This is a genomic window from Tenacibaculum sp. SM2510 (assembly GCF_057002845.1).
Window position 1 is genome coordinate 2420714 of the sequence record NZ_CP192703.1, and the last position, 12488, is coordinate 2433201.

The 12488-nt window shown below is 31.7% G+C and carries 9 protein-coding genes; 2 read left to right on the top strand and 7 right to left on the bottom strand.

Going from position 1 to position 12488, the window contains the following annotated elements; translation table 11 throughout:
* Positions 1-147 precede the first annotated feature (147 nt).
* The gene (gene gldJ / locus ACQ629_RS10915) at positions 148-1857 is read left to right on the top strand and encodes a gliding motility lipoprotein GldJ (protein WP_483704862.1); all 1710 of its coding nucleotides are present in this window, start codon (positions 148-150) and stop codon (positions 1855-1857) included.
* Between the two features lie 51 nt (positions 1858-1908).
* Positions 1909-3162 (top strand): UDP-N-acetylmuramoyl-tripeptide--D-alanyl-D-alanine ligase, encoded by a 1254-nt coding sequence (locus tag ACQ629_RS10920; RefSeq protein WP_483704864.1) that lies wholly within the window; start codon positions 1909-1911, stop codon positions 3160-3162.
* Here ACQ629_RS10920 and ACQ629_RS10925 read toward each other — a convergent pair.
* The 7 genes from ACQ629_RS10925 to ACQ629_RS10955 all read right to left on the bottom strand — a co-directional run bounded on the left by ACQ629_RS10925 (position 3159) and on the right by ACQ629_RS10955 (position 12487).
* The gene (locus ACQ629_RS10925) at positions 3159-4010 is read right to left on the bottom strand and encodes an N-acetylglucosamine kinase (RefSeq protein WP_483704866.1); all 852 of its coding nucleotides are present in this window, start codon (positions 4008-4010) and stop codon (positions 3159-3161) included. The two genes, ACQ629_RS10920 and ACQ629_RS10925, sit on opposite strands and share 4 nt — an antisense overlap.
* A 41-nt stretch (positions 4011-4051) precedes the next feature.
* On the bottom strand, positions 4052-4567 hold the full coding sequence (locus ACQ629_RS10930; RefSeq protein ID WP_483704868.1) for a DUF2892 domain-containing protein: 516 nt from the start codon (positions 4565-4567) through the stop codon (positions 4052-4054).
* Between the two features lie 59 nt (positions 4568-4626).
* Positions 4627-7776: a cytochrome c biogenesis protein gene (locus ACQ629_RS10935; RefSeq protein WP_483704870.1), complete on the bottom strand. Its 3150-nt coding sequence runs from the start codon at positions 7774-7776 to the stop codon at positions 4627-4629.
* 105 nt (positions 7777-7881) lie between these two features.
* Positions 7882-8760 carry an archaetidylserine decarboxylase gene (gene asd, locus ACQ629_RS10940; RefSeq protein WP_483704872.1) on the bottom strand — a complete coding sequence of 293 codons (879 nt, stop codon included), beginning with the start codon at positions 8758-8760 and terminating at the stop codon, positions 7882-7884.
* Positions 8761-8764: 4 nt separating this feature from the next.
* Positions 8765-10828, bottom strand: coding sequence for a methylmalonyl-CoA mutase (gene scpA, locus ACQ629_RS10945; RefSeq protein ID WP_483704874.1), 2064 nt, complete (start codon positions 10826-10828; stop codon positions 8765-8767).
* On the bottom strand, positions 10821-12170 hold the full coding sequence (locus tag ACQ629_RS10950) for a methylmalonyl-CoA mutase subunit beta (protein WP_483704876.1): 1350 nt from the start codon (positions 12168-12170) through the stop codon (positions 10821-10823). Before ACQ629_RS10950 ends, scpA begins: the two co-directional genes overlap by 8 nt.
* Positions 12170-12487 (bottom strand): FtsB family cell division protein, encoded by a 318-nt coding sequence (locus tag ACQ629_RS10955; protein ID WP_483704878.1) that lies wholly within the window; start codon positions 12485-12487, stop codon positions 12170-12172. The genes ACQ629_RS10950 and ACQ629_RS10955 overlap by 1 nt, the downstream gene beginning before the upstream one ends.
* Between the last annotated feature and the right edge of the window lies 1 nt (position 12488).

The following is a 12488-nucleotide window of genomic DNA, read 5'->3' on the forward strand; positions in this document are numbered from 1 at the left end:
TTCTTAGATTCGTAATACTAAACGTAAAAAAAAAACGTTTGTAATCTAGCAAGAGAAACTCTTAGACCCTTTTAATTTATAAATAAATTAGTTGTAAGGAGTCATAAATATTGTAAATTGCGCTACCCTTAAAATAGTTAAAAATACATGAAAAGCACGTTAAAAATATTTAGTTTATTGGCTATCACTGGATTGTTGATTACTTCTTGTAAGAGCAATAGAGGCAGTGGTTCAGGTAAATCTTCACTAACTGGCTGGAACTTTAATGATCCTAATTATGGAGGTTATATAAAAGGAAAAGATAATAATAGTAAAGAAGCTCCTCCTGGTATGGTACATATAGAAGGTGGAAGTTTTACTATGGGGTTAGTACAAGATGATGTAATGTTTGATTGGAATACGACACCTAAAAAGATGCATGTGCGTTCTTTTTATATGGATGAAACTGAGGTTACAAATGCTGAATATGGTTTATTTATGCAATATACCAAAGATATATTTCCACCAGAAGAGCCACAATTTAAAAATATTTACCAATCTATTTTACCAGATACTTTAGTGTGGAGAAAAGGTTTGGGAAATACAAATTTATTATCTGAAAGTTATTTAAGGCACCCATCTTATGCTGAATATCCTGTTGTAGGTGTTAGTTGGTTACAAGCAAATAAATACTGTAAGTGGCGTACAAATGCGGTGAATTTAAAAATATTAATGGATAAAGGTGTTATTAAAAACATTTTTAAAGAAGATTCATTAAGTTTTAAAGGAAAAGATAATTTTGATACAGATACTTATTTAACAAATCCTTATGCTTTGTTTGAAGGAGATTCAACAATTTATAAAAAAGGGATTCCTGTGCCAAGAAAAAAAGGAGATCCTAAACCAGCGAAAGATCAATTCTCGGGAAGACAGGTTACTTCATCAGATGGTATTTTAGCGCAAAAATTTAGACTGCCAACAGAAGTTGAATGGGAATATGCTGCAAAAGCTATTTTTGAAAATCGTGAGTATAATAATATTCGTGGGAGAAAAAAATATTCTTGGAATGGTAAGTATACTAGGGATAGAGATAAGAGAAGAAGAGGTGATCAGTTAGCTAACTTTAAACAAGGTAAAGGAGACTATAGTGGTATTGCTGGTTGGAGTAGTGATGGTTCAGATATTCCAAATGCAGCAAGAAGTTATCCTCCAAATGCTTTTGGTTTATATGATATGTCTGGTAATGTAGCAGAATGGGTTCAAGATGTATATCGACCTATAATTGATTCAGAAGCAAATGATTTTAATTATTTTAGAGGTAATGTTTTTACTAAAAAATTAATAGATCAAAGTGGTAAGGTTGTTATTGTAGGAGATGAAGTAGGTGAGATAGAATATGATACGCTAGAAAACGGAAGAATAGTACCTAAAGATTTACCAGGTAGTGTTAAGTATATTCCTATTACAAAAGAGGATACTTACATGAGAAGAAATTATAATTTAGCAAATAATTCAAGTTTGGGTGATGGAGATCAAGCTTCTTCTAAAAATTATATTTTAGATAAAGATCAGTTAGAAGGGGTGTCTAGAATGTATAATTCACCACAAAAACCTGAAGCTGAAAGAGATTCTTTAGGAAATGCAATAGATAATTACAAGTACGATTCTAAAAGAAGAACTACTTTAGTGAGTGATAAATCTAGAGTTTATAAAGGAGGTTCATGGGCTGATAGAGAGTATTGGTTAGATCCTGCTCAAAGAAGGTATTTTCCAGAGTATATGGCAACTAACTTTATCGGGTTTAGATGTGCTACAGATAAAATGGGACCAATGAGGCTTAATAAAAGGAAAAGAGCCGTGCCTGATAAAATTAACTAATACAATATATAAACCTCATTGAATTTCAATGAGGTTTTTTATTTTTACAGGATGAAAATAGTAGATTTATATTCGTTATTTACTAAACACGGTTTGGTAGATACAGACACAAGAGAAATTAGAAAAAACACCATTTTCTTTGCATTAAAAGGTGATAATTTTAATGGCAACAACTTTGCAGAAGAAGCGCTAACAAAAGGCGCTGATTTTTCGATTATTGACGAAGCTGAATATAAAACGTCAGAAAATATAATTTTAGTAGACGATGTATTAAAAACACTTCAAGAATTAGCAAGTTACCACCGTAGAATATTAAATATACCTATTATTTCATTAACAGGAAGTAATGGGAAAACAACCACCAAAGAGCTTATTAACGCAGTGTTGTCATCTAAATATAATACAACAGCGACAGTAGGTAATTTAAACAATCATATAGGTGTGCCTTTAACACTATTGTCGATGACAACAGCTACAGAAATAGGTATTGTTGAAATGGGAGCAAATCATCCAAAAGAAATTGCTTTTTTATCAAAGATATCAAATCCCGATTTTGGTTTTATAACCAATTTTGGAAGTGCACATTTAGAAGGTTTTGGTTCACTTGATGGTGTGATAAAAGCAAAATCAGAGCTGTATGATTTTCTTATTGATAATAATAAAAAAATATTTGTAAATCCAAAGGATACAATTCAGCTAGAGAAAACAAAAAATGCAAATACTATTTTATTTGATGAGTCGATTGAGTTTGTTGAAGCAAATCCGTTTGTGAAATTATCTTATAGAAGAATTGACATACAAAGTAATTTAATTGGAGCTTATAATTTCTCTAATATTTCGGCAGCTATAACGATCGCTAATTACTTTAAGGTGCCTAAAGAAGAAATAAGAGAGGCTATTGAAAATTATATTCCTTCAAATAATCGATCTCAAATAATAGAGACAAAAAAGAATAAGATTATTTTAGATGCTTATAATGCAAATCCAACAAGTATGAAAGCAGCATTAGATAGCTTTAGGACACTTAAATCAGCACATAAAGTCGTAATTATAGGAGATATGTTTGAGTTGGGTGATTATAGTCTTAAAGAGCATCAGAAGATAGTAGATTTAGCTACAGAATATAAGTTTGGTAATTTGTTTTTTGTTGGTGAAAATTTTAATCGAACCGAAACGGACTATCTAAAGTTTATAAGTTTTGAAGCGTTGAAGAAACATTTAATTAATATCCCAATACAGAAAAGTGTTATTCTAATAAAAGGTTCAAGAGGAATGGCACTAGAGCGAGTGGTGGAACTTTGTTAAATTGTGTTTTCTTGATGAAATTTAACCAGGTTGTTTATAGGTCGTTGAATTACATCGGTAACAGTTAAGTTATTTTTTCTAGCAATTTGCTCTAAAATATCGCTAAAATAATAAGCAATAGAACCTATAAAATAAATGGGGGTATCAATACCTTTTTTATAAGGTAATATATGGTGTTTAAAATATTTTTGAAACCCTTTTTTAATTATTTTTTTAATGTATTTTTCCTCTTTATACTCGAACATAAATTTAGCAAAAGAGGCTAAATACATATTAGGATTTGGTGTTCTATATAAATTTTTTTTAATGAAATCAACATCAACATTAAACTGATTTTTAAATGCTGCTGCTAAATTAATAGGCATTTTTTTATAGAAAAAATCTCTTAATAATTTTTTACCAAAATAGTTGCCACTAGCTTCATCCATTACTGTATAACCTAAGGATGCAGATGATTTTTTTATAGTAGCACCGTCATAATAACAACTATTAGAGCCTGTACCTAAAATAGCAACAATAGAAGGTTCTTTAGGGCTGCAGGCATATACAGCTGCTAGCATGTCTTCAGAAATAATGATGTTAGCATGTTTAAAAACAACCTGTAATACGTCAGTTAATATTTCAATAGGCAAAGTAGATCCACAGCCGGCACCATAAAAATGAATTTCTTGAATATCGTTTTTACAAGCTATTAGTTGTGTTACATTATTTATACGATTTAACAATTCTTCTTTTAAAATAATGGCAGGATTTAATCCTAGCGATTTAACTCTAAATACTTCTTCTTTTTGAGAGTCAAGAGCAATCCAATCTGTTTTTGTTGAGCCAGCATCTGCAATTAAAATCATCTAGATTATTTTGTAATATTAGTCTAGCAAAGAAACGAAACTTATATCTTCTTCATTTGTTGCTTCATCATTTGCATTTGTTCTTTTAGCATGCCATGCTTATCTAATTTTTTAGCTTCTATCATTAAATTAGTAGCTTCACGTTTTCTGCGTTTGGTCATTGCTATTCCTGCTAGTTGTAATTTAGCCATGGCCAAGTCATGATCCATCGCTAAACCTAATTTCACAGCCTTTCGTAAAAACTTTTCAGCTTGCGTTATGTTAGTTTGACTCAACATGATTCCGTGTAAGTAATTATAGTACCCTTCTTGTTTTTGAATTAAGGCTGTTGATGGATTTTTAATATAATCTAACCATTTTTTAGCACCTTCAAAGTTTTGTTTTCGCAATTGCATAAATGCTAGTAAAATAAATTCGTTTTTAAAATAAAAGAAAACGAAAAGACCTGCTAGTAAAAGAATACTAATTCCGTTCATTATATGAACTTGAGAAAATTCATAAATAGACCATAGAGTTATTAATCCTGCTAATCCTAATTTTATATTTTTATTGAACATTTTTTCTTTTTTTAATCAACATACAAAAGTACATTTTTCTGTTATAACATTAATGAGATTTATTTTTTATAAAACTTTTTGTACTTAAACCAAGCAAATAATCCTATAATAAAAACAAATGAAACTGAATAATAAACTGAGGTAGGTGTAATTACCTTATCTCCACTTGCATAGGAATGCAACCCTGATAAATAGAAATTTACTCCAAAATAAGTCATCATGATAGATGCAAAAGCGATAATAGACCAAAGATTAAAAGTATATCGTCCTCTTAACCCCGGAATTAAACGCATGTGCAAAACAAAAGCATATACCATAATAGATATTAACGCCCAAGTTTCTTTTGGGTCCCAACCCCAATAACGTCCCCAACTTTCGTTCGCCCACATTCCGCCTAAAAAAGTACCAATTGTTAATAAAACCAATCCAACCGTTATAGACATTTCATTGATAATGGTTAACTCCTTTATATGAAGATCCATTTTTTTCTTGTTTTTCGAGTTAGTGAAAATCATTAAGAATAAACTAAAAACACCTAAGATCATACCTAAAGAAAAAGGTCCGTAACTAGCAACAATAATAGAAACGTGTACTTTTAACCACCAAGAATTTAATACCGGTTGTAAGTTTGCTATTTCTGGATCTAACCAATTCTGACTTGCAAAAAACAAGGTAATTGCCGTAATAAAAGTTGCAGCAGCAATTGTTAATGTTGATTTTTTACCTAATGATAAACCAAAAAACATCGTTGCCCAAGCAACAAAAATAATAGATTCGTACGCATTACTCCAAGGAGCATTACCGCTAATATACCATCTAGATAATAAGCCTAAAGTATGTAGAATAAAGAAACCAATAATAATTGCGATTAATCCTTTTACCACATAGCTTATCCATTTTTTGTTTGAAAAAACCTGAGCGACTAAAAAGATAATTAAAAGAATACTTGACAATCCGAAGTACTTAATCAAACGATTAAAAACATCAAACTCATTATACATAATCTCTAATTCAATTTTATCTTCTGAAGGATAGACTTCTTTTCCGAATTTTTTCTGAAACTTTTTAATTCCGTCTAAAACCTTGTTAGTTTCTGCGTAGTTTCCAGATTTTCTTGAGTTTTGTAGAAGTTGCATATACACCGGTAGTGATTGACGTACAAATACAGAATCCGTTCCTTTAAAACCAGCATTTAATGTTTCTGGCTGCGATACCCATTTGTTATTCTCGTCATTAGGAATCGGGTAGATGCGTAACATACCGCCACCTAAAGTTTGTGATAATAACCAAACTCTTTGCTCTATTTTAATAGCATCCGTTTCAAACTTACTCTGAATCTTCTTTTTCTTAGCTTCCGCTACTAATTTACCTATTTTAGATGTTCCTTTAGTATCATAAAAATCAATAAAGCGCGCATATTTTGCATCTTTAGCAACGCCTAAAAGCTCTCTTATTTGTGTATTTCCTTTTTCTAAATAGATAAACGGAATATTTAACCAAAGCATTGGCATTTCTGTAATAGAAAGCAAAACCTGCGTTGGGTTCAGTCCTTTAAAACTATTGGTATGTGCAACTTTTCTTACTAATTCAGAAGCTAAAGTGTGTGCCGGCTTCATTCTACCACCAACATCTTGTATCACTAAAGTACTAAATTGATTGGTATGTTCAGGGCTAGGTTTATTGCTTGTTAAAATAGAATCTATTTGTATTATTGAGAGCTCTTTTGGTTTGTGCACATCACCATGTTCTTGTGCAGTTGAATTAAGAGATAAGAATAAAAGGATTACAGATAAACCAGCTTTTTTTAGCTTGATTTTATCTAGTGAATTCTTTAAGTCGTTAAAACGAGTGTTTTTTATGAATAAAATAAAAGTTAAACCAAAGAATAATAAGGTATAACCAACATAAGTAATCCAAGTACCTACGAAATCATGATTTACAGATAGATGAGTTTGTTCATTGTCGCCTTCGATTTTATAACTAGATTGAAACAGTTTATACCCTTTGTAATCTAAAATATTATTCATAAATATTCTAAAATCAAAAGTTTCTTTGTCGTCTATAACTGTAATTTCACTAGCATAGGCAGCGGCACTTTCTGAACCAGGATACTTTTCTAATTGAAAGTCATTTAGTTTAACTTTAAAGGGAGTTTCTAATTTTTTAGCACCATACCAAGCTCTAAAGTTTAAGTCGCCAATACTAAATTCTTCAACATTATCAACATTAAATTTACCACCATACAGCGCTATTCTTTTAGTTTCGTCATTTGCTGTAATATCAAAAATAACAGTATCGTATTTTTCATTATCTTTTTCTCCGGAAAGGGTTTTCATGATTCCTTTTTCAGGAGATTTCGGAATAACAAACTGTAATCCTTTTATGGTGTGCAATGTTAAAAACTGAAAGTGTTGCGAACTGTCTTTAACAATTTGACCTCTTTTTTGATCAGCCATTCTTAGCCAATCACCGTTGTTTTTAGAGACCATCTTTAAATTATCCCCTTCGTAATAAAAGTTAACAGAGGCATTTTTCTCAGGCACATCAAAACTTACAAGTATGTTGTGAATATTTTGAGTAGTTCCTCTTTTAATATAATGTTCGTGTCTGCTTCCGCTAGAACTTTCTACTAAAAATAAGTGTTCTACTCCGTTTTCGTCTAAAACAAGTTTTTGTTCAGACCAAGGAATGTATTCAACTAAATTATACGATATCTTATGTTGAGCTTTGTCTTTTTCAGGTTGAAAAGTTTCAGTAAATTTTACAGAATTACTTCCCCAAGCAGAAAGTAATAATTTGTTGTTTGTTTCTTTTTGAAACTGATTATTATCAACAACAACGTTTAAATAGTTGGTGTCAGAAAAGAAAGTGTTTGTAGTCTCTCCTTCATCAATAACCATAATTCCTTCATAACTAACATAGCGCGTAACTCCTGCGCCAATTAATATGAGTAAAAATGCTGAATGGAAAAGTAAAACGCCCCATTTTTCTTTTTTATATAAACGATACCTAAAGATGTTTCCAAAAAAATTAATTACAAAAAAGATCATAATTAATTCGAACCACCAAGTATTGTAAACTAAAGCTTTTGAAGTTTGTGTTCCGAAATCGTTTTCTATAAAAGTGGCGATTCCCATGGCCACTGCAAAAACGAAAAATAGTACCGCTGTTAAGCGTGTAGAGTAAAGAATATCTAAGATTTTTTTCATCTGTAAATCAGCTAAGTGTAAAACTTCGCAAATTTACGTATTAATGTCTTAATACCTTTATGAATTCACCCATTTTTAAGGAAATAAAACGTTAAAAAAGAAAGGTTATATCCCTATCTTTTCTCCCATTTTAACAAATGTCTCAATACGGTTCTTTGTGTTTTTTATAATGTCGGCGTCAATCGTTAATTTATTTTTATTAACTAACAGTACAATTGTTGATCCACCGAAGGCAAAATACCCCATTTCATCCCCTTTTTTTATTTTGATATTGGGTTTAAAAGTTTCGATAATAGTTCCTACCATTGTTGCACCAACAGGAGCTACGATAATATCTCCTTTTTCTTCGGACGATAAAATGCAATACTCACGTTTGTTTTCACAAAAAACTTTGGTAAAGTTTGATGCCAATGCGTATGGAGAAACTGAAAAATAGTCACCTTTTATCTTCGTCATTTCAGAAGGTGTACCGTCGTAAGGAAAATGGTAACGGTGATAGTCGTTTGGTGCTAATCGTAAAATAATTAACGAAGAGTTTTTGTGCTTCTCAGCCAATTCATCATTGGCTAAAAATTCTTTTAAAGTGAAATTTCGTCCTTTTATAAAGAAATGACCAATGTCTGTAATGTTTTCAAAAGCAAGCATTTTTCCGTCGCCAGGAGAGGTAAAGCCATTTTGAATAGGTCTGGCAGTTGGTTTTAGTTTTCTGTAAAAGAAATCGTTAAATGAAGTAAATTCAGAAATTGGCTTTTCAGCCTCGTCAATATTAATATCTAACTGTTTTACAAAAACGTTTATTTTTTTTATAGAAGATGATTTATCCATTTTTTTACCATACCAAGCAGATAAAAACTTACGTTTTGCTATTGGTAAAAAAGCCATTTTCCCAAACGGATTATTGTATAATAACTTTAAAAAAACTTCACCAGGCGGAGTTTCAGTAATTATATTGCCAGATGTTCTATCGATGAATTTTATTTTCATAATTTTATTCCTCTACGCTATCAATTAAAATAGTTAACATATCAATTGCTGCTTGTGCAATTTTGGTTCCAGGGCCAAAAACACCTACAGCGCCTGCGTCAAATAAATATTGATAATCTTGCGCCGGAATTACACCTCCAACAATTACCATGATATCTTCTCTTCCGTATTTTTTTAATTCAGCAATTACTTGAGGAACTAATGTTTTATGACCTGCCGCTAATGACGAAATACCTAAAATATGAACATCGTTTTCAATAGCCTGTTTGGTTGCTTCTTGCGGTGTTTGAAATAAAGGACCAATATCTACATCAAAACCTAAATCAGCATAACCAGTGGCAACTACTTTTGCGCCACGATCATGACCGTCTTGGCCTAGTTTGGCAATCATTATTCTTGGTCTTCGTCCTTCTAATTCAGCAAATTTATCGGCAAATTCAATTGCTTTCTTAAATAACTTATCGTCTTTTATTTCTTTACTATACACGCCCGAAATTGTTTTATGAACCGCTTTATGACGTCCGAAAACACTTTCTAAAGCGTCAGAAATTTCACCTAAAGTAGCTCTGTTTTTAGCAGCTTTTACTGCTAAATCTAATAAATTCCCTTCATTGGATTTAGCACAAGCTGTTAAATCGTTTAAAGATTTTGTAACCTTAGCGCTGTCTCTTTTTGATTTTATATCGTTTAACCTCTCGATTTGCGATAAGCGCACTGCTTCATTATTAACTTCTAAAATATGTAAAGGATCTTCTTGTGCCAGTTGGTATTTGTTTACACCTACAATTATATCTTGTCCGCTATCTATCTTTGCTTGTTTTTTTGCAGCAGCTTCTTCAATACGCATTTTCGGAATTCCTTTTTCAATAGCTTTTGTCATTCCGCCTAATTCCTCAACTTCCTTAATTAATTCCCAAGCTTTGTTGGTAATATCTTCAGTTAGTTGTTCTACGTGATAGCTTCCTGCCCAAGGATCAACAGTTTTTGTAATATTTGTTTCTTCTTGTAAATATATTTGCGTGTTACGCGCAATACGTGCAGAAAAATCTGTTGGCAAAGCAATTGCTTCGTCTAAAGCGTTTGTGTGTAAGCTCTGTGTGCCTCCAAAAGCCGCAGCCATAGCTTCAATAGTTGTTCGAGCTACATTGTTAAAAGGATCTTGCTCTGTTAAAGACCAGCCACTTGTTTGGCAATGTGTTCGTAAAGCTAAAGATTTTGGATTTTTAGGGTTGAATTGTTTTACGATTTTTGCCCACAACATTCTAGCTGCTCGCATTTTGGCAATTTCCATAAAGTGATTCATCCCTATTGCCCAGAAAAAAGATAATCTCGGAGCAAAAGTATCAATGTCCATTCCTGCTTCTAGTCCTTTTTTTATGTAGTCTAATCCGTCAGCTAAAGTATATGCTAATTCAATTTCGGCGGTTGCACCTGCTTCTTGCATGTGATAACCAGAAATAGAAATAGAATTGTATTTCGGCATAAAATCCGATGTGTATTTAAAAATATCCGCAATTATTTTCATTGATGGAGTAGGAGGGTAGATATATGTGTTACGCACCATAAACTCTTTTAAAATGTCGTTTTGAATGGTTCCTGATAATAATTCAGGAGCAACGCCTTGTTCTTCGGCGGCTACGATATAAAAGGCCAAAATTGGTAAAACTGCACCGTTCATAGTCATTGAAACCGACATTTTATCTAACGGAATTTGGTCGAATAAAATTTTCATGTCCTCAACAGAATCAATCGCTACACCAGCTTTACCAACATCACCTTGAACACGTTCATGATCTGAATCGTAACCACGGTGTGTTGCTAAATCAAAAGCAACAGAAAGTCCTTTTTGACCAGCAGCTAGGTTTCTTCTATAAAAAGCATTACTTTCTTCGGCTGTTGAAAATCCGGCGTACTGACGAATAGTCCATGGTCTTCTAACATACATTGTTGAGTATGGGCCACGTAAATTCGGAGCTATACCAGCAACGAAATCTTCATGTTGTTTGCTTTCAACTTGTGATTTTTGACTTTGGTCTAATTGTATGTTTGATACGTTTTTTCTACTCATCTTGTAAACGTTCTTGTTCTAGCTTTTCAGCTAATCTTTTTTGAATAATAGGTTGGATGAGTGTTTTTTCGTTTCTAATTTTCATAAACGGAAAAAGCTCCAAATCATTCTTCATTTTATCGTTGTTGTTCTGTATTTTATTAGTTCCTAATAAAACTAATTTACCAGTATCGAATTTTGTTTGTTCTTTCTCAGCAGAATCTTTAATTTTTCGTTGTATGATCCCTTCTTTAAGTTGTTTTAAGAATCCACCACCTTTTTCAATAGTTTTAAAAACTTCTAAAGAATTATGAGCCAATTGTTGCGTGATAGCTTCTATATAATAAGCCCCGTCTGCAAAGTTCTGAGCATCTGAAAGTTCGCTTTCTTGTTGTAAAATCAATAATTGATTTCTTGAAATTCGTTCACCAAATTCATTCGAATGATGAAAAATATCATCGTAAGAAATATTACATACCGTGTCAGCTCCGCCTAAAACAGCACTCATACATTCTGATGTTGTACGAAGCATATTTACATTATAATCGTACAATGTTTTGTTACGTAAGCTGGGTTGCACAAATAAATGCGTTTTATTGTTTTTAATAGCATACTCTTTTAAAAGTGATGCCCATAAAATTCTAAAAGCTCTTAGTTTCGCTATTTCAAAAAAGTAGTTACTGCCTACAGAGAAATTGAAATGTATGTTACTCGCTATTTTACTTCCGAAGTGATTTAAATATTCATTTGCGTGTGCAAGTGCGTAGGCAAGTTGTTGTGTGTTATTTGCTCCGGCATTTTGATATGTAGAAGCGTTAATACATATAGCGTTATTAACATTATTAATGATCTTTTCGAATTCTTTATGATCATTATTTAAGTTGGTAAACCAATTACCTGTACTCGTTAAATTGCCAATAATATCAATATTAAAATAACAATTATCAGAAGCGATAAAGTTTGATAATTCAATAATAAATTTAGCATCTAAAAATTTTACTTTAAAATAAAGCACAGTATTTTTAAGGTCTAAATCCTGAAGTAGTGTTTTGTAATCAAATTTATTTTTCGCTTTAAACTCAATAGACTTAGCGCCTCTTTTTAAAGAGTCGATAGCAAAGGAATTTGCTTTTTTTTCGTCTTCAATATAAATAGACTGACAAATATTGAATCCCTTTTCTGGGGTTGCTATTTTTGTTTTTGTTTGGTCTTCTTTTGTATAAAAAGGCTTAACGGTAATTCCTTCGTCAGTTTTCCAAAGAAGCGTGTCATTATAATCAGCACCTTTAAGGTCTACCTGTATTTTTTGTTTCCATTCGGCAGCACTAATTTCCTTGAAGTCGTTAAATAAATAAGTACTCATTATTTTTGTATGGTATCAAATTCGATAATATAAATATCTTCATCTTCTTTCTTCATCAAATATTTTTCACGCGCATAGCGTTCCAGTTGAAGAGAGTCTTGAAGTTTTTTTATAGTTTTTTTGTCTTTATCAATTTTGTTCTTGTGATAATCTATCCAGATTTCTAGTTCTTCAATTTCTTTATTAAATTCTCTATGGGTAAGATAAGAATTTTCATCAAAAAAAAGCATCCAAATAACAAATACGGTTAAAATAACAACATAAATATTTGTTGCTATTTTAAAAGAGGGTTTATTTTTTATTGATTTTAAATTCATA